Below are 22,406 nucleotides of genomic sequence, written 5' to 3' on the forward strand. Positions count from 1 at the left end.
GAAACAGCAATACCTCGAGGTCCATATTCGAACTATGCCCATGGGAGTTATTAATGAGATCGCGATATTGGCTGGTTATATTTTTCCCAGTGCTCGTTTCGATGTTTGCCATTTACATGAAACGCAGTGCACAGGTGGAGCATATCCCCGCGAGTCGAAGTGATTTTTTCATGAAGCATATCGCTCGCTGGAAGCATTTCTTTGAAGTGCTTGATCGGCAAGTGGTGGGTGTGCAGCCCGAGCGGATGGCGGGATAGATAAACTTCCTGCATGCGGGAAGTCGCAGTTGAATATTGATATTCGAGGTGTGAATCCATGACAAAAACCACACTGGTGATGCTGGCCCTGGCCGTATTCGCGGCAGTTCGACTCAGTTACCTGTCGCACGGCGACGCCCATCCACCGCCGCCTGCCACAACCCATGATACGGGCACGGCGATATCGCAGAACGACAGCAATTACCTGTGTGGCGTGTTTGGTGAGTGGGTCTACAAGTTTCCGAAATCGATATTTGGTTCGTGGGCTCAGTATGTGGGGGATGATCCGTGGAGTGGAAAGTTTTTAAATGCCGAACGTGGATGTTTTGATCAGTTCACAGGCCTTTTGGCTAAGATGTGTGCGCCAAACTATCTCTTGGCCAACTATTTCGATGCAGACAATAGTAGCTGCCCTGTAACGCTTAGGCTGGCAGCGATCGTGGATCTCAAGTACTTGGATAACATGATGAGTGCCAAAAGAATCAACCAGCTAGCCGACGTGAGGGATGGCTATGATGAAAAGTTGGGCCTTTACTACTTTGATTCGAAATTCGTGAAGGTCGAGCGCGTTTTCTGGAGGCCTGCGTCTAAACAATATCCAGTCGTGCTAGGCAGCTGTAGTGTGGAAACGACTGTCTCGGTATGTGAGTTCATAACATACAGTGAAACTTTGGGTGTTTCGATTGAGGTCAACTTTGTGGTTGATTATATCGGCGACTGGAAATTGTATCTGTCATCTGCTGAAAAACATTTGGCTGTCTATAAATACAAAAAACTGGATGGAGAAAAATGATGAAGCTGACGCCTGAAGATATTATCCACGCACAGAAGCTGCTCAGTGAGCAAGGGCCTAGTAGCTTTTACGATTTCCTCGAACTCAAGGGTTCTCGGTATGCCAAGCTGGCTAATGGTGTTGCGAAAGAAGATGGGTATGCTGGCAATGCCGCTGTGGGATTTATGAATCGCGTCTACGCGGAGAAACATGGTGAGCCAATGCCGGGTTTCAAGCGAGATGAGGTTAAGTTGCTGATGGCCGAGTCGGCGCTCGTGGCGATACGAAAAAACGTCAATGAAGGATTGTTGAATGGTGATGTGAGCCTCGATCAAGCAATCGATTTTCACAATCGAGCGTTCACTCAAGCAGGCCTCGCTCCAGAATACTGGACACTCGATGCTGTACTTAAGGTGATCCCAAAGAGCGAGCACCAAGCTTACTGGGAAAGCACGCTCAAACAAGCCGGCGACTTCACCGGCGAAATGATCATCGCCGGCAGTACCTTCAAGGAAATGGCCATGCATGCCTCTACGGCTCCGGATGGTGAGGTCAGCGGATGGATGGGACGTATGGCCAGTCCGGAAGTAGCATCGGCGTTGCAAGGCCCGCTTCTGAAACATGCGCAAGTGATAGGCAAAGATGCTGCGGAACAACTCATTGGCCTGGAGCCATACTTCCGCAAAGAAGAACCGATGATCAACATCCAGACCGACCTCCTACCCAAAGACAGCACCCGCGAAGAAACCGAAGCCGTCGACTCGGTGCGCAATGGCAACGCAGTTTTCGAGCCAACCCATCAGATTCGCCTGGAAAACGGGCAGCTCGACAAGACCGACCTGTTCTCGACACAGAGCGCCAGCCTTGCCACCGGTGGGCTGCGACCCGGGCAGATGCAGCGCGATCCCAATGTCAGTCTCAACGAGGCGCTGCAGGAGGCATACATCGACAAGGGAGATGCCTGCACACCTTCGGAACGGCTGCAGAACAACCTGCTGATCAACAACCTCAGCGTCAACACCATCAACAATATCTACGTCGATCCGTTGCTTCTCGACCTGACCGGCCAGGGCGTGAAGATGACCTCCATCGCCGATGGCACTGTGTTCGATATCGACAACAGCGGTGCGGTTCGACGCACCGGCTGGGCCGGGGCTGGCACTGGTTTGTTGGTGCTCGACGATGGTACCGGAAGCGTTCGCCATGGCGGGCAGTTGGTGTCCGAGTACCTGGGCGGCAAGTCTGGAGAGGCAGGCGAGCCGGGTGAGGTGACTTTTCCGCACGCCTTCGCCGCTCTTGCATCGCTGGACAGCGATGGCGATGGCCATATCACCGCTGCGGATACGCAATGGACCCAGTTGCGTGTGTGGAGCGATGACAACCGCAATGGCAGCAGTGAGCCGGATGAACTGAAAACCCTCGACGCGTGGTCAATTTCCGACATCGCCGTAGCCGCGTCGGCACAGGACGTCGTCGACCCGACCGGTAATACACGACGCGCCAGCGGCACCTTCACCCTGGCTGGAGAACAGCGCGAAGCGGTTGCCGTGAGCTTTCTCAGCGATGCGGTGGGCCATCGCCTGCAGGCGGACGAGCACGGGCAGCGTATCGAAAGCCGCGGCGCCGATGTGATCCGCGCCAGTTATGTCAGTCAAGACGCCAGCGGCGTGACCTTGGACGCCCAGGCACTGGGCGTGCAGACCGTACAAGGCGGGCAGGGCAACGACACGCTCAAGGCGGCAGCCGAAGGCAGTTGGCTGATGGGTGGCGGCGGCAGCAATCGTTATGAGGGCGGTGCGGGTGATGATGTGTTCATCATCAGCGCCAGCGATGACCCCTCGCAGATCAGCGGCGGCGGCGGGCGTGACAGCGCCATCGTGGTGGGTGACCAGGGTGTCGCGCTGAATCTGGCCAAGGCTGGACTGCTCATGGCCCAGGGCGGGCGCGGCCATGATGTATTGATCGCTGGCGGCAATTACGGTGTTTACCTCAAAGGCGGTGCTGCGGGCAGCACCCTGATCGGCGGCGGCGGCAACGATGTGCTGGTCGGTGGCCAGGGACGCAATACCATCGTGGGTGGTGCGGGCAAGTCGGTGATCTATGCCGGGCCTGGCAACGACCTCATCTATGGGTCCATGCAGGGGAGCATCATCTATGCCGGGGCAGGCCAGGCGACCATCCACGGGCGTGATGCCGATGATGTCATCGAGGCTGGCAAGGGCGATGCGCTGATCGATGGCGGTGGTGGAATCAACATCGTGGGTTTGCATGGCAACCACGGTGAGTACAGCATCATCCCGACCGTGACCGGCTATCGCATCGAGGACAAGGTGGCGGGGCGAGACGGCGCCTTGACCCTGACGCGCATCCAGAAGCTGAATTTCGCCGATATTTCCGCCGTCACTCTGGGCGGGCCGGGCGCTATGCCCGTAACGGACAGCGTTCGAACCGACGCTGCGGGCCAGGGCCTGACGCGATGCGATGGCGCTCGAGTCATCGCTGCGGCAGCGCTGCTGGGCAACGACCAGCCCATGGGCAGTCAAGGTCCGCTGCGCATCCATGAAGTGGGCGATGCCCTGGGCGGCACAGCGGTACTCGATGAAAATGGCGATGTACTGTTCACCCCAGATCTTGCCGGCCATGGCGCCATGGGGTTCAAGTATGCGGTCGTCGATGCGGCGGGCAATCCGGCGATGGATGTAGTGAGCCTGAAAACCGGCGAAGCGGCGCCCATGCGTGGTGAGGTGCATCTGCTGACCGATCAGGTGCCCGATGATCCGCTGGCTGCGCGGCAATGGTACTTGGCGGATATCGGCGTATTGCCTGTTTGGGAACAGTACAGCGGCAAAGGCGTGCGAGTTGGCGTGTTCGAGCCTGGTGGTGAGTTCTCCGTGGGGCCGGAAACGTTCGATATCCATCACCCGGACCTGGCTGCCAACGTCGATCCGGCGTGGCTCGCCTCGCAACGCAAGGAGGGCATCCTGCCGCCGCAGTTCTCCAATCACGCCACTCAGGTCGCCGGGGTGATCGCCGCAGCGCGGGATGGGCAGGGCGCCGTGGGCGTCGCACCGAGTGCCACATTGGGTGGGCACCATTTGGCCAACCGCGGCGACGATCTCAAGGGTCTGACCAACACCTCGCACTACGATGTCGCCAATAACAGCTGGGGGTTCGCCACCGATTTCGGCCTGACGAATCTCACCAGTGGCGGGGTCACCACCGAGACCGCTCTCATGCTCACCAGTCAGTATGCAGCGGGTAACGGCAGGGGAGGGCTGGGTACGGTCATCGTCAGTTCAGGCGGCAACAAGCGTGCAGAGGGGGGGAGCGCGCAAGGTTCACTGACCAACAACAGCCGCTATGGCATCCAGGTGGGCGCGATCAACGCCACCGGCGACCTGTCCACATTGCACATTGGCGCTGCGCCGTTTTCCAACCCCGGCAGCAGCTTGCTGGTCTCGGCGCCGGGAAGCAACGTGCTTGCCCCAAGCCGTAAGGTGGAAACTGCGCGCGGAGCGTTCTTCGGTAGCGACCATGCGTCCACTCAAGGCACGAGCTTTGCTGCACCGATCGTTTCCGGTGTAGCGGCGTTGATGCTGGAGGCCAACCCATCGTTGGGCTACCGCGATGTGCAGCACATCCTCGCGCTGTCCGCGACCTCGGTATCCGACGCTGCGACCGTATGGACGGACAACGGCGCACGGCACTGGAACGGCGGCGGGTTGCGCAAAAGCGACGATTACGGTTTCGGCAAGGTCGACGCTCGCGCTGCGGTGCGCCTGGCCGAAAGCTGGACCGGTACCCGCACGCTGAACAATGAGGCAACGCTGGGGGCAGGCAAGACGACGCTCGATCATGTGCTTGCGGCAGGTCAGTCCATGCGCGCCGAGCAGGCCATGACGGCGGGCGTGAAGATCGAACATGTCGAGGTCGATCTGTACAGCGAAGTCGGTCAATTGGGCGACTTGCAACTGCGCCTGACCTCACCGTCCGGTACCCAGAGCCTGCTGCTCGACCGCGCAGGGAAAAAGCGCTTCGGCGAAGGTGCTGGCGATGCCGACCGTGGCAGCGAGCGCAGTGGCACGTTCAACTACAGCTTCATGTCTACCCAGCACTGGGGCGAGTACAGCCAAGGCACTTGGGCGCTGGAGGCGATCAACGCCGAAGGCGGCAAGCCGATCACGTTGCACGGCTGGGGAATGCGCGTCTATGGCGAAGCGGCCTCTGCGGATGACCAGTACGTCTACACCGACGCGTTTGCCAGCCTGGCCCAGGATACAGCCCGTGCAACACTCGATGACGCCGTGCAGGGTACTGCCGGCGGCTTCAACACCTTCAATGCAGCCGCCGTGTCCAGCGATGTCAGGGTCGACCTGCAACTGGGCAATGCAACGTTGGCAGGTCAGCCTCTGGCGATCGTCTCACCCGGTGCACTGAACCGACTCGTCAGCGGCGATGGCAACGATCATCTCATAGCCTCCGAAGACGGCACCGTGCTCGATGGCGGACGAGGTGCCAATACCCTGACTGGAGGCGGCGGTCGAGACCTCTATGTGGTTCGCCAGCGGGCGGGTGGACAGGACTATCTCCAAGGCTTCGATGTAGGCAAGAACGAGCTGCTGCATCTGAGCGGAACGGGCGTCGGGAGCTTTGCAGAACTGACCATCACTCAGGAGCAGGACCACACGCTCATCCAGCTGCCCCAGGGCCAGCGCATCCATTTGATGGGCACCCAAGCAGCAAGCCTGGCAGCGGAGCACGTGCGCTTCGATCGACAGTTCAGCCTTCCCGATGGCTATTTCGACGGGGCTGTAACGCCACCGACCGCGATCCCGGAATCACGTCCTGGAGAGGTCGTCATGACCGGTGGCGGTAAAGGGGTAAGTCTCAAGTTCGACCTTGAGGGGCGTGCCAAGGCTGAGCTCGGTGGAGTGGTGTACGAACGTCAAGGTCCGGCACCCGCAATTTTCGTCGCTGCCCGGCAAGAGGGACAGACCAACCTTGGCAACGCCATGCGCGGCTTCAATCCGGCCACCGACAAGATCGACCTGTCGCAATTGGGTATCTCCGAGTGGAGTCAATTGTCCATCCAGAAACGCGAGCGGATCGTCATCAACGGGCTGGCACTGGCCAACGGTGCCCAGGTCAACACGCAGCCCGACAGCGCAGGTCGCTTCATCGACGTGGTGTACCTCGATGGACTGGACCCCAACCACCTTGGTCCCGAGCACTTTCTGTACGCGCCGGCAGGAAGCACGCCCTACCTGCCCGAACCCGCGACGTCGACGGCGCAGCAGTTGCTGGCGGTGATCGATCCACAGGAGGTGGACCGGGCAGTGCTGGGAGCGCCAGCCTTACCAGATCCGGCAGCGCTCCGGCATGCCATGGCTGCCTTCAGCGCCGACGATTCCGGTGGCTTTGCTACGCCACCAGAGCTGCGCCAACCCTCCTTTGCGCCTGTGCTCGCTCAAGTTGCCTGACACTTTCCTCTACCACTGCCGCCCTGGAGGGGCGGCATGCTTCTGGAAGACTCGCCAATGACCAAGCCTTTCGACCCCGAGCCGTCGGTCGACCCGTCACTGTGGGCGTTGGCCCAACTCGCTCGCCATTACCGACTGGCCTGTTGTGCGGATACCTTGGCCCACGAATTCGCTCAGCAGGGGCAGCCATTGAGCCTCGATCAGTTTCAGCATGCGGCCCGGTCAGCGGGGTTCGATACGCAGGTTCAAAGGGGTCGTGGACGTCTGCACCGTCTGCCATTGCCAGCGATTGGCTACGATCGCGAGAACCGACCCTTCGTTCTCTGGCGTCGCTGCGCCAACAGAACCTATATCCAATACTCCGGCGACGCCAAACCCTTCGCTGTCAGTCATGCGGGACTGTCGAGCAGATGTGCGGGTGCAACGGTGCTGCTGCGTCCCGCTGCGCCGCAGCCGTCACCTGAACGCACCGCTCTGCAGTGGTGCTGGCCTGTGCTGCGCAAGTACCACGGTTCACTGGGCAGGGTGCTATTAGCCGGCGTGTGTCTGCTGGCTTTTTCGCTGGTCACGCCACTGTTCTTTCAAGTGGTGATGGACCATGTTCTGGTGCATCGCAGCCTGCCGACGCTTGCGGTGATGATGACGGGCCTGCTTGCCGTCATGCTTTTCGAAACGTTGTTCAGTGCGGCCCGTTACGGGTTGTTCGCCCACCCTCTGGCGCGCATCGATGCCGAACTGAAAGCAGGATTGTTCGAGCACTTGCTCACGGTCGTCCCGAGCTTCTTCGCCCAGCGGCCCGTGGGTGAAATCGCCGCGCGGATGCGTGAACTCGACACCGTTCGGGACTTTCTCACTCACCACAGCCTGACCGTGGTTCTGGATGGGCTGTTCTCCCTGGTGTTTCTCGCCATGATGCTGCTCTACAGCCCCGCGCTGACCGCCATAGTGGCCGTCTCGCTGGTTGCCTATGCCACGCTTGCCTTGGGCTGGGGGCCAGTGCTGCGTCATCTGGCTGAGCAGGTGCAAGTGCGCGCAGCCGACGATCAAGGCTTTCTGGTGGAGTCGCTCAATGCGGTGCGAACGCTCAAAGGCATCGGTGCCGAACGTTGGACAGCTGATCAATGGGATGCCCGCATAACTCAGGCCGTTCAGGCGCAGCGTCGACTCGGCTTGTCAGCGGCCTTTGCCCAGGAGTCCATCGGGCTGGTCAGCAAGTTGGTCACGGCAGCGATTCTCTGGTGGGGCGTACAGGCGGTCATGGCCGGTCAGCTCAGCGTAGGCAGTTTCATCGCCTTCAGTCTGTTCGCCAACCGGGTGGTTCAGCCGGCATTGCGCATGGGGCAGGTGTGGGCTCAGTGGCAGCAAGCACAGGTCGCCTTGCAGCGCTTGTCGATGATTCTTGAACAGCCGACGCAGGCTCGGCTTGGCATAACGGTTTTGCCACGTTTGACGGGCCATATCGCGCTGCAATCGCTCTGTTTCCGCTACGACCAGGATCGCCCATGGGCGCTCGAGGATCTGAACCTGGTGATCGAGTCGGGCCAATGCATCGGCATTACCGGTGCGTCAGGCTCTGGGAAAAGCACGCTGCTCAAACTGCTGCTCGGGTTCGCCGCACTGGACAAAGGTACGGTGAGGCTCGACGGTCATGACATCGCCACGGCCGACATGGCCAGCCTGAGACGTCAGATAGGCGTTGTCACTCAACACCCCTTTCTGTTCAAGGGCTCGGTTCATGACAACATCGCGCTGGCCTGTCCGGGCGCGGGTGCAGAGCAGGTCAGGAACGCGGCCCGGCTGGCTGGCGCTGATGCGTTCATCCAGCGCCTGCCTGGTGGTTACCAGGCCCCGCTGACGGAAGCGGCAGGCAACCTGTCCGGTGGACAACGCCAGCGTATCGCCATCGCGCGGGCGCTGTTAACTAACCCGCCGATACTGTTGTTCGACGAGGCGACCAGCGCTCTGGATGCCCAGAGCCAGACTGAGCTGCTGAATCACTTGCCGACCATAGCGCGCGGTCGGACCATGATCATGATTGCCCATCGTCTTGAGACCTTGACGTCCTGCGACCGCATTGTCGTACTCAGCGAGGGGCGGCTTGTAGAGCAAGGAACTCCTGCAGAGCTGGCAGCCATGCCTGATGGACACTACGCCCGGCTGCTGCATATACAGCAGGAGGAGTACGCATGACTCGCTGGCGAGCCGTTATACAGCGATACGGGTCGGTCTGGCGCCAGGCGTGGTCTGCGCGCCGTAGGCCTGCTGGGGAAGACCTGGACCAGGAGTGGCAGTTCATGGCACCGGTGCTGGCGCTGCAGCAACGCCCGCCCCACGCGTTCCCGCGACTGCTGCAAAGGCTGATTATTGCAGCCCTTGTGCTTGTATTGACCTGGGCGATCGTGGGCAGGGTCGATGTGGTAGCCACGGCTGATGGCCGAGTTGTGCCAAGTGGACGTAGCAAGGTGATACAGCCCAGTGAGAGCGGCGTGATCAAGGCAATCAACGTGCAGGATGGTCAGCGAGTGACCGCCGGCGACATCCTGGTTGAGCTTGAACCTCGGGCAACGACGGCAGATCTTCTGCGACTGAGTGCAGATGTGCTTTCGGCACGTATCGATGCGGCACGTTCTGTAGCCATGCTCGCAAGCATGGACAGCCACCAGCCTCCAGAGCTTTCGAGCGAACAGTTGGCCGACGTCGAGGGCAGCAAACGCCTGGCGGTACAGCGGTGGTTGGACGGCCAGTACCTGGAAGTGCGAAGTCAGCTCGATCACGCTGCTGCCGAAGTCAAACGTGCAGAACATGAGCTCGCCTCGATCGACGTTGCGTCAGATGCGTTGCAACAGTCGCTCCCCATTGCCCAAGAGCTGATGAATGACTACGGACAGCTTCTTGCTGAGCACGCGGTTGCCAAACACCAGTACTTGCAACGCAAGCACGAGTACCTCCAGCAAAAGCGTGAGCTTGACCAGTTGCTCGCCCGGCGCAGCGAAGTGGCCGCTGCGCTGGAGGCTGCGGCCTACCGACGAACGATCATCCTGGCCCAGCACCGGCGCACATCGCTGGACCTGCAGCATGAGGCCGAGCTCAGGGAGAACGCTCTGGAACAGGAGCTGGACAAGGCTCGACTGCGGCATACCCAACGCACACTGCGCGCGCCGGTCGACGGTACGGTGCAACAGTTGGCCGTACACACGGTCGGAGGCGTCGCTACCGAGGCTCAGCCGCTGATGGTAATCGTGCCTAGGGACGCGGTCATCGAGGTCGAGGCTTTTTTGGCGAACAAGGACGTGGGTTTCGTACAGGCGGGGCAGGTGGCGCAAGTCAAGGTCGAGACGTACAGCTACACCCGCTATGGGCTGGTGTCGGGCATCGTCACCAGCGTCTCGCCGGATGCCATCGAAGACCCGGAGCGTGGATTGGTGTATGCGGTGCGGATCCGTCTTGAGAGTCCCTGGTTACAGCGTCCTGATGGACCGGCGTTGGCCCTCGCACCTGGAATGGCTGTGACCGCAGAAATCACCACCCGCCAGCGTCGCTTGATCAGCTACTTCCTGACGCCGCTGGAGGTCATGGGGCGCGAGAGCTTGCATGAACGTTAGATGGGAAATGCTTGCGGGTTGTAATCGAGCGATATACCCAATGTCAGGCAAACCGTATCTCCCGCGTTTCCCCACTCAACAACCCCTTATTGGCCTCGGTCACCTGCCGAATGTAATCCCACAACAACGTAATCCGCTTCAACGTGCGCAGATCCTCGCGGCAGTACATCCAGAACTGCCGGGTGACTTCGATTTGCTCCGGTAGCACAGCGATCAGGCGAGGGTCTTGCGCGGCGAGGAAGCAGGGCAGGATGGCCATGCCGCGACCTTGCAGGGTGGCGGTGTACTGGGCGATGACGCTGGTGCTGCGCAGGTGCGCCTGGGCGCCGGGGATGAGGTTGTTGAGGTAGAGCAGTTCGGAGCTGAAGGCCAGGTCGTCGACGTAGCTGATGAACGGGTGTTGGCGCAGGTCGCTGACCTGGGTGATGGGCGCGTGGCGGTCTAGATAATCCTGGGTGGCGTACAGGCGCAGGCGGTAGTCGCACAGTTTGCAGCACACGTAGGGGCCGTGCTCGGGGCGTTCCAGGGCGATGACGATGTCGGCTTCGCGCTTGGACAGGCTGATGAAATGCGGCAGCGGCAGAATATCGACCGAGATGGCCGGGAAGGCTTCGACGAAGTGGCTCAGTTGCGGGGTGATGAAGAAGCTGCCGAAACCTTCCGTGCAGCCCATGCGCACATGCCCGGACAACGCCATGCTCGAACCCGACACCTGCTCGCAGGCCATGTGCAGGGTGCTTTCGATGGATTCGGCGTAGCTCAGCAGGCGCTGGCCTTCACGGGTCAGCACGAAGCCGGCACTGCGGGATTTCTCGAACAACAACGTGCCCAAGGCACTTTCCAGCGAGGCGATGCGCCGCGACACCGTGGTGTAGTCGACGCCCAGGCGTTTCGCCGCGCTGCTGGCTTTGCGCGTGCGCGCCACTTCTAGGAAGAACTTCAAGTCATCCCAGTTCAGTGCACTGAGGGAGGTCGGGTCTTTTTGCATGTTGATCCGGTTTTTTTATGCGTTCTTATGGGATGAATGCATATCTATACTCGAATTCATCCCAGCGGCGCTATCTCAGCCGGCGCCGGCAATCGCGCCCCAACAATAATTCCAAGGAGCACGCCGATGAACGCAGTGAACCCCGCCCAATCCCAACAACCCACCCAGGTCGAACAGGTCAAGCTGCTGATCGATGGGCAGTGGCGTGAATCGACCTCCAGCGAGTGGCGCGACATCGTCAACCCGGCCACCCAGCAAGTGCTGGCGCGGGTGCCGTTCGCCACCGAAGCGGAACTGAACGAGGCGGTCGCCGCCGCGCAGAGGGCCTTCCACAGCTGGCGCGACACCCCCATCGGCGCACGCATGCGCATCATGCTCAAGCTCCAGGCGTTGATCCGCGAACACAGCAAGCGCATCGCCCAGACCCTCAGTGCCGAGCAGGGCAAGACCCTGGCCGATGCCGAAGGTGACATTTTCCGCGGCCTGGAAGTGGTCGAGCACGCGGCCTCCATCGGCAGCCTGCAAATGGGCGAGTTTGCCGAGAACGTGGCCGGTGGTGTCGACACCTACACCCTGCGCCAGCCAATCGGTGTCTGTGCCGGCATCACCCCGTTCAACTTCCCGGCGATGATTCCGCTGTGGATGTTCCCCATGGCCATCGTCTGCGGCAATACCTTCGTGCTCAAACCTTCCGAGCAGGACCCACTGTCGACCATGATGCTGGTCGAGCTGGCGCTGGAAGCCGGCGTGCCGCCAGGTGTGCTGAACGTGGTGCACGGCGGCAAGCAGGTGGTCGACGGGCTGTGTACCCACCCGGACATCAAGGCGATCTCTTTCGTTGGCTCTACCGCAGTGGGCACCCACGTGTACAACCTTGCCAGCCAGCACGGCAAACGCGTGCAGTCGATGATGGGGGCGAAGAACCATGCTGTGGTGCTGCCCGATGCCAACCGCACGCAAACCGTCAACGCGCTGGTCGGTGCCGCCTTCGGCGCAGCCGGGCAGCGCTGCATGGCCACCTCGGTGGCTGTGCTGGTGGGCAAGGCTCGCGAATGGTTGCCCGACATCAAGGCTGCTGCCAGCAAGCTCAAGGTCAACGCCGGTTGCGAAGCGGGCACCGACGTGGGGCCTGTGGTGTCGCGCCAGGCGCTGGAACGGGTGCTGGGGCTGATCGACAGCGGCGTCAGCGAGGGCGCGACCCTTGAGCTGGACGGCCGAGGCGTGCAGGTGCCGGGCTACGAGCAGGGCAACTTCGTCGGCCCGACGTTGTTCTCGGGGGTGACCACCGATATGCAGATCTACACCCAGGAAATCTTCGGTCCGGTGCTGGTGACGCTGGCGGTCGATACCCTCGATGAGGCCATTGCGCTGGTCAACCGCAACCCGTTCGGCAACGGCACCGGGCTGTTCACGCAAAGTGGCGCGGCCGCGCGCAAGTTCCAGAATGAAATCGACGTTGGCCAGGTGGGCATCAATATTCCGATTCCGGTGCCGGTGCCGTTTTTCAGCTTCACCGGCTCGCGCGGCTCCAAGCTTGGCGACCTCGGCCCGTACGGCAAGCAAGTGGTGCAGTTCTACACTCAGACCAAGACCGTGACTGCGCGCTGGTTCGACGATGACAGCGCCGATCAGGGCGTCAACACCACCATCAGCCTGCGTTGAGGAGATCACCATGCGTATCGCATTCATCGGCCTGGGCAACATGGGCGCACCCATGGCGCGCAACCTGCTCAAGGCCGGGCATCAACTGAACCTGTTCGATCTCAACCAGGCGGTGCTGGCCGAACTCGCCGAGCTGGGCGGGCAGATCAGCGCCTCGCCCAAGGCAGCCGCCGCTGACGCCGAGGCGGTGATCACCATGCTGCCTGCGGCGGCCCATGTGCGCAGTGTCTATCTCGGTGATGACGGCGTGTTGTCGGGTATCCGCGCCGGCACGCCGACTTTGGATTGCAGCACCATCGATCCGCAGACCGCCCGTGAGGTATCCGAAGCGGCTGCGGCCAAGGGTGTCGAACTGGGCGATGCGCCGGTGTCGGGCGGCACCGGTGGCGCGGCGGCAGGCACCCTGACCTTCATGGTCGGCGCCAGCGCCGAGCTGTTCGCCACCTTCAAACCGGTGCTCGAGCAGATGGGCCGCAACATCGTGCATTGTGGTGGCGTCGGCACCGGGCAGATCGCCAAGATCTGCAACAACCTGCTGCTGGGCATCTCGATGGTGGGGGTGTCCGAGGCCATGGCCTTGGGCGATGCGCTGGGTATCGACACCCAGGTACTGGCCGGCATCATCAACAGCTCGACCGGCCGTTGCTGGAGCTCGGACACCTACAACCCCTGGCCCGGGGTGATCGACACTGCGCCTGCTGCCCGCGGTTATACCGGCGGCTTTGGCGCTGAACTGATGCTCAAGGACCTGGGTCTTGCCACCGAGGCCGCGCGCCAGGCCCGCCAGCCCGTGATTCTCGGTGCAGTGGCGCAGCAGCTGTACCAGGCGATGAGCCTGCGCGGCGAGGGCGGCAAGGATTTTTCGGCGATCGTCGAGGGGTATCGGCGCAAGGGCTGAGAGACTGTAGGGCAGTACAGCGGGCCGGTGTTGCCGGCCCATCGCGGCTAAACCGGAGCAGGCGGCGTTCCGGTTCAGCCGCGAATTAGCCTGGTAAACGGATCAGGCGAAAACGAAGTACTTGCGCACGGTCTCGACCACTTCCCAGGTGCCTTTCATCCCCGGTTCGATGACGAACACGTCGCCGCCTTTGAGGTGCTTGGGCTCTTCGCCTTCGGGGGTGATGATGCAGTAGCCTTCGAGGAAGTGGCAGAACTCCCACTTGTCGTAGTTGACCTCGAACTTGCCTGGGGTGCAGATCCAGGTGCCCATGATCTTGCTGCCGTCAGCCGACAGGTAGGCGTTGAGGTTGACTGTGTGCGGCTCGCCGCCGATGCGTTTCCACTTGGTGGCGTCGACTACCGGAGTGGGGCAGGTTTCGCGCAGGACGGTGATGAAATCAGACATGTGCAGGCTCCTGAAAGGTCGCTGGATGACAGGCCACCATAGGCCCATCCCGCGCACGTCAGTTGCCTGCACTCGACACAAAGCTGTCTCTTCGCGCTATCGCCGGATTAGGCTCTGTGCGAAATGCCTTGATACTTGGTGATACTGCGTTGAAAACAGCCTCGGAATGCTCATTTACAACCAGTAAACTCCGCTTCCTCGGCTGTTTTCGCCTTGTCTCCCCGGCGTCTCAAGACTTTTCGCACAAAGCCTACGCCCACCAGTAGCGCACGAAGTGGAAGAACACCGGCGCTGCGAAGCACACCGAGTCGATGCGATCGAGCATGCCGCCATGCCCCTCGATCATGTGGCCCCAGTCCTTGACCCCGCGGTCGCGCTTGATCGCCGACATCACCAGCCCACCGAAGAAGCCCATGGCGTTGACGGTCAGCGCCATCAGCGCCGCCTGCCAGAAGTTGAACGGGGTGATCCAGCACAACAGGGCGCCGATCAGCGTTGCCAGCGCCACGCCGCCGAGCAGGCCTTCGAGGGTCTTGGACGGCGACAGGTTGGGCGCCACCTTGCGCTTGCCGAACAGCTTGCCGCACACGTACTGCAGCACGTCGCTGAGCTGCACCACCATGATCAGCCAGGCGATCAGCAGCAGGTTGCGTCCTTCATAGCCGGGAATCTCCAGGGTCATCAACGCCGGTACCGCCGACACGCAGTACACCGCGATCATCAGCCCCCACTGCACCTTCGAGGCGCGTTCCAGAAAGCGCGTGGTGTCGCCGCCGAGGCTGGCGAGAATCGGCAGCAGCAGGAACAGGTACACCGGAATGAAGATGCTGAACAGGCCGTACCAGTCGCTGGCGATCAGCAGGTATTGCACCGGCAGTGCCAGGTAGAAGGCGGCCGCCAGCGCCGGGTAGTCGCTGCGCCGGGTCGGGGTGAGGGTCATGAATTCGCGCAGTGCGTAGAACGACACGCAGTAGAACAGCACGATCACGCCGTACTTGCCGAACACGAAGGCGAGGCCGATGACCAGCACCATCACCCACCAGGCGTTGATGCGTGCGTTGAGGTTGTCGATAACGGCATGCGGGCCGGGGCCGGCGCGCCATTTCAGCAAACGGCCGATCAGGCTGGCGAGCAGCAACAGGGCGCCGATGCCGGCGAACAGCGAGAGGGTGTTGTCGTCCATGTCAGGCGTCCTTGGGGGCCAGGTTCAACAAGGCTTCACGGGCCCGTTCGAGAAACTCAGGTTTGCTTTCATCGGCCATGGCGTGCAGCGGTTCGCCAAAACTCAGGGTGCACAGCAACGGCAGTGGCAGCGCCCGACCCTTGGGCATGACCCGGTTGAGGTTGGCGATCCACACCGGCACAAGCTCGATCTGCGGATTGGCCGCGGCCAGGTGGAACAGGCCGCTCTTGAACGGCAACAGTTGCTCTTCGCCCAGGTTGCGCGTGCCTTCCGGGAAGAAGATCAGCGAGTCACCCTGGCCCAGCGCATCGAGCACCGGTTGCAGCGGGTTGTCGCCTGGCTCGCCACGTTGGCGGTCGATCAGCACGCCGTTGAACACCTTGCGGATGAGGAACTCACGGATGCCGGGCTTGCACCAGTAGTCGGCGCCCGCCACCGGCCGCGCGTGCTTGCGCAGTTCGGCCGGCAGTGAGGCCCACAGCAGCACGAAATCGCCGTGGCTGCTGTGGTTGGCGTAGTACAGGCGTTGCACCGGCTGCGGTGTGCAACCAAGCCACAACGCCCGTGCGCCGGTGATCAGGCGCGCGGCGGAAGTGATAATGAAGGCGGTCAGGTCAGCGAACATGGGTGGGGATCATCCGATGAAAGGCAGTGTCAGCAGGGTAGCCAACAGCAGCACGGTCTGTAGGGCAAAACACAGGGTCTGGCGGCGCAGCAGGCTCAACGCGCCCTGGCAGCGCGAATCCCAGCTGCGTGGGACAGGGCCTGGCGGCTTCAGGCGCAGGTCGGCCAATGCCTGGTCGAGAGCCTGGGTGGCTTCGATGAGTGTCGCGTGGCGGGCGGCAAGGCTGGCGAACAGCTCGGCATCCAGCGCCACCCGCACGGCCCAGTACTTGTGCACCAGGCCCAGCAGCACCAGCACGGCGCACAGCAGGCTGGCGCCGAGGGTCAGCTTCAGCCCCAGCAATGGCGTCAGCGCATAGCCGAGGGCGAGCAGGCTGATGCCATCGGACACCCGCTCGAGCTGCGCGCCACGGCGCAACAGGCTGGCGGTCAGCAGCAACTTCATTGCGCCCGCTCCAGCACTTGCAGCGCCTGGCGGTGCGCTGCACGCAACACCACGCCGGGACGCGCCTGACGCACCTGCGCCAACGCCTGTTCAAGGGTGGCGCAGCGACCGCTCGCCAGCAGCCAGGCGACCACTGCGCTGGCGCTGCGCGAGTAGCCCAGGGCGCAGCACACCAGTAGCGGGCCATGGCCACGCGAACGCTCGATAGCCTCGGCCGCCGCGGCCAGGGTGGCGTGCTCTGGGGCGATCAGGTCGAGGCTGGGCAGGCTGTGGTAGTGCGCCACTTCGGCCCGGCAGGGCAACTCGGCGCACAGGTCGACGATGGCTGCGAAGCCGCTCGCCTGGCCGGCACCGGGCAGGCGCCAGAGGTATACCCCGGCGCACACTTCATCGGCCTGCGGGTGGCGCCGGGTCCACAGCCGCGAGTTGAGCCAGGCTGCCGCCAGGTAGGGCGCCAGCAGCCAAGAGGCGGCGCTGGACAGGCGGCCATCGCGGCCTTTCTGAAATCCGCTCGGCCCCAGCCAGGCGTAGTTCAGCGCCACCAGGCTCAATGACAGCGCTGGCCAGAGCAACAGCAGCGCCAGGCCACCCACGTCGAGTGCCAGTACCAGCAGCAGCGCCGCGCCCAGCCCATAGGCTGTCGCAAGCAGCCAGCGTTTGCGCTCACGTGCCAGACGCGCCTGCTGCCATGGCAACACGCCATGGCCCGGCCACAACCACACGCACAACAGTCCCACCAGGGCACCGCTGGGCACGTCGATGAAGTGATGTTGCCAGGTGGTCAGCACCGACACGCCGATCAGCGCCATCCAGCCATGTACCAGCCAGCGCCAGGGCTGGCGCTGCACGTGACGGGCGAACATCGTCCAGATGATCACCAGCAGGGCGATGTGCAGCGAGGGTGCCTGGTTGAACGGTTTGTCGAAGCCCATCAGCACGTCGAACATCATCCCGAACAGCCCCTCCAGGGCCGGTCGCTCGAAGGTGAAACGCAACGGCCAGAGCAGGAAGCCGATCACGCACAGCACCTGGGCGGTGAGCAGTGCCAAGGCGTGGCGATCCATTTCCCGGCGGCTCAGCGGCAGCAGGAACGACAACCCGTACAGCAGATCGATCGACCAGTACGGCACGATGGTCCACGGCCACAGCGGCATATGCCGCTCCCAGTCGAACACCAGGCTGCCGACGTCGGCGCGGCCTGCGCTGTAGCTGTTGCTCAGGCCGTAGCTGAGGAAGAACAACGGGCCAAGCAGCAGCAGCCACAACAACCCGCGGCGGATCAGCCGCGGCTCGCGGGCTGGGTTCATTCACTCACCCGTTGCGCCAGACTGACGCTGAAGATGCCCCACTCGTCGATGCGTTGGCTGATCTTGCGGAAACCTGCCGCCTCCACCAGTTGGTCCATTTCTGCCTGGCTGCGCCGGCGCATGACCCAGGCCTGGCCTTGGCGATGGCTGGTCAGGGCACGGGCGATCATCTCCAACTGTGGGTGCCACGGCTGGCCGGTGTAGATCAGGTAGCCACCTTCCTCGACGGCGTCACCGAGCCCGGCCAGGGAGTTGCCCACCTGGGTGTTGTCGGCGAACAGCTCGTACAGGCCTGATACCACCGCCAGGGTTGGGCGGGTGGGCAGGTTGGCCAGGCTATCGCGGTCGAAGGCATCGCCCTGAACGAACTGGGCGATGGCGCCGAGGCCCTTTTCGTCGATCAGCGCGCTGCCCTGGCGCACGTTCAGCTCGCTGTAGTCGCGCAGCAGAATCGAATCGGGCAACTGCGGCAGGCCTTGCAGGGCTTCGAGGATGTAGCGGCCGTGGCCGGCGGCAATATCGACGATATGCACCGGGCGCTGCTGCTGGTGCAAACGCGCGATGGCCTCGCGCAACAACTCCTCGGCGTGCACCTTGCGCTGGCGAATGCCGCGCCAGCCGATGGCGTCGAGGTAGTTGCGATCGATCATGCGTCCCAGTCGGCCTTTGCCGGTGGGCAGGTCGCGGTACACGTAGTCGAGCGTGCTGCCGGAATCGAAGCCGGTGTCAAAGCCCAGCTTCACCCCCTCCGACAGGCCCTTGCCCAGGCGCAGGCCGGCACGGGTGGCGCGCCAGTACAGGTCGCGCGGCGAATGGCGCGGTAGCGGCGCGGCCAGGCTTTCGGCTTCGGCGCAGCTGGCGCCGACCCGGTCGGCATCGAGCAGCGAAGGGGCCGGCAGCGGCGCGTCGAAACACTGGCTGACGAAGCGCTCGATGCGCCTGAGCACATGGCCGCGATCACGCTCGCCGAGGGTGTCGTGGAAGAACCCTGGCAGCAGGTGCATTTCCTTGCGGGCACTGCCCAGGCGCTCGAAGAAGCGTTCCTGCGGGGCGCGTTCGACCACCAGATCAGCCCCCGACACCAGCAACTGCGTCGGCAACTGGATGGCCTGGGCATCGGCCACCACGCGGTCTGCGGCCTCGTACAAGCCCAGCAGCATGGTTACCGAAATCGGCCGGCTGATCAGCGGGTCGGCGCGGTACGACATCACCCGCTGCGGGTCATGGGTGAGCAGGCGCGGCTTGACGTAGCTGTTGACGAAGAAGTTGCCGCGCAGCTTTTTCAGCAGCTTCAGGCCGGGGCGGGCGAAGGGCACGTACAGCTTGACCTTGAAAGCCGGCGAGGCCAGCACCAGGCAACGCACCTTGGGTGCGTAATCGTGCGCCCAGGTGGCGATCAGCACGGCGCCGACGCTTTGCGCCAGTACCACCATGTTGTGCTGCTCGATGCCGTGGGTACGTTGCACATGCTCGATGAAGGTCTGCACATCGCGCACGCTGGTGGCAAAGCCTGGGCTGTCGCCGCGGGCGCCGGGCGAGTGGCCGTGGCCGCGGGCATCCCAGGCGAAGAAGTCGTAGCCGGGCATGTCCAGCTCATCGGCCAGGTGCGCCAGGCGCCCGCCGTGTTCATGGCCGCGGTGGAACATCACCACGGCGCGGCGGGGCTGATGCTCGTTACGGGTGGCTGGCCAGTGGCGGTAGTGCAACTCGACGCCATCATGGGTTGAGAAATGCAGCGATTGCGCTTGGCGCATGGTGAGGTTCCTTGTCCGTCAGGAGGGCTCAGCGGGTTTCGCTCAGGCCATGGCGAACCCGGTTGTAGAGGGTATACAGCGAGAGCAGCAGAACCACCGCCAGCAGGCCGTTGATCCAACTGGCCGGCAGCACGGCGCAGCCAACGCCGGCGCCGATCACGCCGAAGACGAAGGCGCGGTCGCTCTTGCCCATCGGCCCGTCATAGCGCCTCGAGGCGCCGACCAGCGGCCCCATGACGCCTGCGTATTCGCTGATCACCGCCAGCAGCACGACCACCACCACCAGCGGCGCAGACACGCCCAGCAGCAGGGCGAACGGCAGGTACAGCGCCGCGTCGGCGACCACGTCGCAGAGTTCGTTGAGGTAGGCGCCGAGCGTCGATTGCTGGCCGAATTCGCGGGCCAGCATGCCATCGATGGCATTGAGCGCCATGCGCAGCAGCATCCACAGCGGCACCAGCAGGAACAACCAGGTGGCCTGTACCTGCCAGGCCAGCAGCAGGCCCAGCAGCAGCGAAACCCCGGCCGCTGCCAGGGTCACTTGGTTGGCGGTCACGCCGCGGGCGTGCAGGCGCTCCACGCTGGGGCGCAGCAAGGCCTGGAAACGCGGCTTGAGCTGGTAGATCGACGGCATGCAGGAAATCCTTCTCACGGTGCTGGGTGCGGCGATTGTCGGCAAACGCCCAGGGGCAGGGCAAGTGATGAGGGATGCGGATGTGATGCAGTGCATGTGCAGGCCGCCTCGCGACCCCGCGCACTCCGGCAATCCCTGTCATGCCGCCTTTTTCGGGTTTCTATCAAGACCTCAGGCCAGCGCTTTGGTTGCCGGTGGCGCTCACCTTCTTGTTGGTACGGTGCCCGGCTCGGCCCGCTTGACGTCGCACAAGGGCTCAACGGCTGGATGAGGCTGGGCTGAGCATCTCGATGGACTGGATATCGAAATCGGTTTCCAGGTATTCGGTGCGTTGCTCGTGGAAGGTGACCATGTGCGGTTTTTTCAGGTGCTCCTGGAAGTCGGCCTCACTGGCCCACACCTCGAAGAACACGAACAGGCTCGGGTCTTTCTTGTCGCGCAGCATGTGGTATTCGATGCAACCTTTTTCAGCGCGGCTCGATTGCACGGCGGCGCGGAACAGCAGTTCGAAGGCGTCGGCTTTTTCTGCGCGGGTCTTGGCTTTGAGAATGAACGCGTAGGGTTCGGTCATGGTGAACGGATTCCTGAAAGTGGGAGTGGCTGAGTCTATGACAACGCCAACCGCGCAATTCGTGATTTTTGCGCAAGTATCATTTGCCCGCAGATGGATGTTTCATCGCGGGTGCGCTGGGTAGTCTGCCGCCCTGTTCATTGATTGGGTCGACGACCCGAGAGGCTTTCCATGCAGCACATCCTTCTGCTCAACGGCGGCAAACGCTTCGCCCATTCCGACGGGCGCCTCAACCAGACCCTGCACGACAGCGCCGTGGCGTTCTTCGACCAGCCCGGCTTCGAGGTGCGCGAAACCTTCATCGATGGTGGTTACGATGTCGACGAAGAAGTGCAGAAATTTCTCTGGGCCGATGTTGTGATCTACCAGATGCCGGGCTGGTGGATGGGCGCGCCCTACACCGTCAAGCAGTACCTCGATGAGGTGTTCACCGCAGGCCACGGCAGCCTCTACGCCAACGATGGCCGCACCCGCAGCGATGCCTCGCAGAAGTACGGCAGCGGCGGCCTCATCCAGGGCAAGCGCTACCTGATTTCCGCCACCTGGAATGCCCCGCAGCAGGCCTTCGACGACCCGCACGACTTCTTCGAGGGCAAGGGCGTGGATGCCGTGTACTTCCCGTTCCACAAGGCCCATCAGTTCCTCGGCATGGCCGCACTGCCGACCTTCCTCGCGGTGGATGTGATGAAACGCCCCGACGTGCCGGCCACCGTCGCTCGTTACCAGGCGCACCTGGGCGAGGTGTTCGCACGCGGCTGAAATCGATGGCTGAGGGCAAACAGGCTTGCAGGGCCGGCGATGAGCCGTTATCAATCATCGGCCACCCCCAGACAGGCCTGCCCGCTGTGAAGACGCGCTCAGAAGAACTGCAAGTATTCGTCGCGGTGATCGACTGTGGGTCGATCTCCGCTGCTGCCGAAAAATTGGGGCAGACACCGTCCTCGCTCAGCCGCAGCCTGTCGCGGCTCGAGGCGCGGCTGGGCACCACTCTGCTCAATCGCACCACCCGGCGCATGGAGCTGACCGAAGAGGGGCGGTTCTTTCTCGAACGCTCGCGGCTGATCCTCGGGCAGATGCAAGAGCTCGAAGAGCGCCTGTCACTGCACCGCCAGAGCCCGGCCGGACGCCTGCGCATCAACGCCGCGACCTCGTTCATGCTGCACGCGATCGTGCCCTGGATCGGTGAGTTCCGCCGCCAGTACCCGGACATCGAGCTGGAGCTGAACACCGATGACCTGATCATCGACCTGCTGGAACAGCGTACCGATGTGGCGATTCGCATCGGCGAGCTGAGTGATTCCAGCCTGCATGCCCGTTCGCTCGGTTGCAGCCCACTGCAGGTGCTGGCGAGCCCCGGCTACCTGGCGCGCCACGGCACGCCGCGTCAGGTGCAGGACCTCGAGCAGCATTGCCTGCTCGGTTTCACCCAGCCGGACAGCCTCAACCACTGGCCGCTGCGCCACGCCGAAGGTGACCGCTGGAGCATCCGTCCGCAGCTGCTGGCCTCCACGGGCGAGACCTTGCGCGCGCTGGCTTTGGCCGGAGAAGGCATCGTCTGCCTGTCGCACTTCATGACCCACGAGGACATCCGCAGCGGCCGCCTGCAGGTGCTGCTGGCCGACGCCAACAGCGGCTATCGCCAGCCGATCCACGCGGTGTACTACCGCAACACGCAACTGGCCCTGCGCATCCAGTGCTTCCTCGATTTCATCCAGCACAAGCTGGCGGCCTATGCCTGTTGAGCAACGCCGGTTTGCAGCACCGCGGGGCTTGGGCCTTAAT

General features: G+C 62.7%; 18 protein-coding genes. 8 read left to right on the plus strand and 10 right to left on the minus strand.

Annotation, left to right across the window (positions count from 1 at the left end; translation table 11 throughout):
* Positions 1 to 315: 315 nt before the first annotated feature.
* The gene (locus tag LK03_RS08730; protein ID WP_038411960.1) at positions 316 to 1,050 is read left to right on the plus strand and encodes a hypothetical protein; all 735 of its coding nucleotides are present in this window, start codon (positions 316 to 318) and stop codon (positions 1,048 to 1,050) included.
* Here the strand turns inward: LK03_RS08730 and LK03_RS22295 are convergent.
* Entirely contained in the window at positions 1,017 to 1,556 is a 540-nt protein-coding gene (locus tag LK03_RS22295; protein ID WP_167334489.1) for a hypothetical protein, read from the minus strand. The genes LK03_RS08730 and LK03_RS22295 overlap by 34 nt on opposite strands.
* Between LK03_RS22295 and LK03_RS08735 the strand changes: the two genes are divergently transcribed.
* The 3 genes from LK03_RS08735 (at position 1,551) to LK03_RS08745 (ending at position 10,111) form a co-directional block, all read left to right on the plus strand.
* On the plus strand, positions 1,551 to 6,509 hold the full coding sequence (locus LK03_RS08735; protein ID WP_167334490.1) for a S8 family serine peptidase: 4,959 nt from the start codon (positions 1,551 to 1,553) through the stop codon (positions 6,507 to 6,509). The two genes, LK03_RS22295 and LK03_RS08735, sit on opposite strands and share 6 nt — an antisense overlap.
* 36 nt (positions 6,510 to 6,545) lie before the next feature.
* Positions 6,546 to 8,699, plus strand: coding sequence for a peptidase domain-containing ABC transporter (locus tag LK03_RS08740; RefSeq protein WP_049870455.1), 2,154 nt, complete (start codon positions 6,546 to 6,548; stop codon positions 8,697 to 8,699).
* A 104-nt stretch (positions 8,700 to 8,803) separates the two neighbouring features.
* Positions 8,804 to 10,111, plus strand: coding sequence for an HlyD family type I secretion periplasmic adaptor subunit (locus LK03_RS08745; RefSeq protein WP_240478654.1), 1,308 nt, complete (start codon positions 8,804 to 8,806; stop codon positions 10,109 to 10,111).
* A 43-nt stretch (positions 10,112 to 10,154) separates the two neighbouring features.
* Here LK03_RS08745 and LK03_RS08750 read toward each other — a convergent pair whose 3' ends face one another.
* Positions 10,155 to 11,099: a LysR family transcriptional regulator gene (locus LK03_RS08750; protein ID WP_038411962.1), complete on the minus strand. Its 945-nt coding sequence runs from the start codon at positions 11,097 to 11,099 to the stop codon at positions 10,155 to 10,157.
* A 126-nt stretch (positions 11,100 to 11,225) separates the two neighbouring features.
* Between LK03_RS08750 and LK03_RS08755 the strand changes: the two genes are divergently transcribed.
* The gene (locus tag LK03_RS08755; protein WP_156109525.1) at positions 11,226 to 12,761 is read left to right on the plus strand and encodes a CoA-acylating methylmalonate-semialdehyde dehydrogenase; all 1,536 of its coding nucleotides are present in this window, start codon (positions 11,226 to 11,228) and stop codon (positions 12,759 to 12,761) included.
* Between the two features lie 10 nt (positions 12,762 to 12,771).
* Complete coding sequence (gene mmsB, locus LK03_RS08760) at positions 12,772 to 13,659, plus strand: 3-hydroxyisobutyrate dehydrogenase (protein WP_038411963.1); 888 nt, start codon at positions 12,772 to 12,774, stop codon at positions 13,657 to 13,659.
* A 102-nt stretch (positions 13,660 to 13,761) separates the two neighbouring features.
* On the opposite strand, the gene LK03_RS08765 is transcribed toward mmsB, so the two are convergent.
* The 8 genes from LK03_RS08765 to LK03_RS08800 all read right to left on the minus strand — a co-directional run bounded on the left by LK03_RS08765 (position 13,762) and on the right by LK03_RS08800 (position 20,624).
* Entirely contained in the window at positions 13,762 to 14,106 is a 345-nt protein-coding gene (locus LK03_RS08765; protein ID WP_038411964.1) for a cupin domain-containing protein, read from the minus strand.
* 250 nt (positions 14,107 to 14,356) lie between these two features.
* A complete protein-coding gene (locus LK03_RS08770; RefSeq protein WP_038411965.1) occupies positions 14,357 to 15,289 on the minus strand; it encodes a phosphatidate cytidylyltransferase in 933 nt (310 codons plus the stop codon).
* Between the two features lies 1 nt (position 15,290).
* Positions 15,291 to 15,914, minus strand: coding sequence for a lysophospholipid acyltransferase family protein (locus tag LK03_RS08775; protein WP_038411966.1), 624 nt, complete (start codon positions 15,912 to 15,914; stop codon positions 15,291 to 15,293).
* A 9-nt stretch (positions 15,915 to 15,923) separates the two neighbouring features.
* Complete coding sequence (locus LK03_RS08780) at positions 15,924 to 16,358, minus strand: hypothetical protein (RefSeq protein ID WP_038411967.1); 435 nt, start codon at positions 16,356 to 16,358, stop codon at positions 15,924 to 15,926.
* Positions 16,355 to 17,665 carry a phosphatase PAP2/dual specificity phosphatase family protein gene (locus LK03_RS08785; protein ID WP_038411968.1) on the minus strand — a complete coding sequence of 437 codons (1,311 nt, stop codon included), beginning with the start codon at positions 17,663 to 17,665 and terminating at the stop codon, positions 16,355 to 16,357. The genes LK03_RS08780 and LK03_RS08785 overlap by 4 nt, the downstream gene beginning before the upstream one ends.
* Positions 17,662 to 19,419 (minus strand): bifunctional alpha/beta hydrolase/class I SAM-dependent methyltransferase, encoded by a 1,758-nt coding sequence (locus LK03_RS08790; protein WP_038411969.1) that lies wholly within the window; start codon positions 19,417 to 19,419, stop codon positions 17,662 to 17,664. Before LK03_RS08790 ends, LK03_RS08785 begins: the two co-directional genes overlap by 4 nt.
* 28 nt (positions 19,420 to 19,447) lie before the next feature.
* Complete coding sequence (locus LK03_RS08795; protein WP_038411970.1) at positions 19,448 to 20,053, minus strand: CDP-alcohol phosphatidyltransferase family protein; 606 nt, start codon at positions 20,051 to 20,053, stop codon at positions 19,448 to 19,450.
* Between the two features lie 256 nt (positions 20,054 to 20,309).
* On the minus strand, positions 20,310 to 20,624 hold the full coding sequence (locus LK03_RS08800) for a putative quinol monooxygenase (protein WP_038411971.1): 315 nt from the start codon (positions 20,622 to 20,624) through the stop codon (positions 20,310 to 20,312).
* A gap of 171 nt (positions 20,625 to 20,795) precedes the next feature.
* Here LK03_RS08800 and LK03_RS08805 point away from each other — a divergent pair, with 171 nt between their 5' ends.
* Positions 20,796 to 21,383, plus strand: coding sequence for an NAD(P)H-dependent oxidoreductase (locus LK03_RS08805; RefSeq protein ID WP_038411972.1), 588 nt, complete (start codon positions 20,796 to 20,798; stop codon positions 21,381 to 21,383).
* An 86-nt stretch (positions 21,384 to 21,469) separates the two neighbouring features.
* Positions 21,470 to 22,366 carry a LysR family transcriptional regulator gene (locus LK03_RS08810; RefSeq protein WP_038411973.1) on the plus strand — a complete coding sequence of 299 codons (897 nt, stop codon included), beginning with the start codon at positions 21,470 to 21,472 and terminating at the stop codon, positions 22,364 to 22,366.
* Positions 22,367 to 22,406 lie beyond the last annotated feature (40 nt).

Source organism: Pseudomonas cremoricolorata, from assembly GCF_000759535.1.
Classification (GTDB): Bacteria; Pseudomonadota; Gammaproteobacteria; order Pseudomonadales; family Pseudomonadaceae; genus Aquipseudomonas; species Aquipseudomonas cremoricolorata_A.

Coding starts and splice junctions, on each gene's coding strand:
- LK03_RS08730 (WP_038411960.1), top strand. CDS start 316: ATGACAAAAACCACACTGGTGATGCTGGCCCTGGCCGTATTCGCGGCA.
- LK03_RS08735 (WP_167334490.1), top strand. CDS start 1,551: ATGCATGCCTCTACGGCTCCGGATGGTGAGGTCAGCGGATGGATGGGA.
- LK03_RS22295 (WP_167334489.1), bottom strand. CDS start 1,556: ATGCATGGCCATTTCCTTGAAGGTACTGCCGGCGATGATCATTTCGCC.
- LK03_RS08740 (WP_049870455.1), top strand. CDS start 6,546: ATGCTTCTGGAAGACTCGCCAATGACCAAGCCTTTCGACCCCGAGCCG.
- LK03_RS08745 (WP_240478654.1), top strand. CDS start 8,804: ATGGCACCGGTGCTGGCGCTGCAGCAACGCCCGCCCCACGCGTTCCCG.
- LK03_RS08750 (WP_038411962.1), bottom strand. CDS start 11,099: ATGCAAAAAGACCCGACCTCCCTCAGTGCACTGAACTGGGATGACTTG.
- LK03_RS08755 (WP_156109525.1), top strand. CDS start 11,226: ATGAACGCAGTGAACCCCGCCCAATCCCAACAACCCACCCAGGTCGAA.
- mmsB (WP_038411963.1), top strand. CDS start 12,772: ATGCGTATCGCATTCATCGGCCTGGGCAACATGGGCGCACCCATGGCG.
- LK03_RS08765 (WP_038411964.1), bottom strand. CDS start 14,106: ATGTCTGATTTCATCACCGTCCTGCGCGAAACCTGCCCCACTCCGGTA.
- LK03_RS08770 (WP_038411965.1), bottom strand. CDS start 15,289: ATGGACGACAACACCCTCTCGCTGTTCGCCGGCATCGGCGCCCTGTTG.
- LK03_RS08775 (WP_038411966.1), bottom strand. CDS start 15,914: ATGTTCGCTGACCTGACCGCCTTCATTATCACTTCCGCCGCGCGCCTG.
- LK03_RS08780 (WP_038411967.1), bottom strand. CDS start 16,358: ATGAAGTTGCTGCTGACCGCCAGCCTGTTGCGCCGTGGCGCGCAGCTC.
- LK03_RS08785 (WP_038411968.1), bottom strand. CDS start 17,665: ATGAACCCAGCCCGCGAGCCGCGGCTGATCCGCCGCGGGTTGTTGTGG.
- LK03_RS08790 (WP_038411969.1), bottom strand. CDS start 19,419: ATGCGCCAAGCGCAATCGCTGCATTTCTCAACCCATGATGGCGTCGAG.
- LK03_RS08795 (WP_038411970.1), bottom strand. CDS start 20,053: ATGCCGTCGATCTACCAGCTCAAGCCGCGTTTCCAGGCCTTGCTGCGC.
- LK03_RS08800 (WP_038411971.1), bottom strand. CDS start 20,624: ATGACCGAACCCTACGCGTTCATTCTCAAAGCCAAGACCCGCGCAGAA.
- LK03_RS08805 (WP_038411972.1), top strand. CDS start 20,796: ATGCAGCACATCCTTCTGCTCAACGGCGGCAAACGCTTCGCCCATTCC.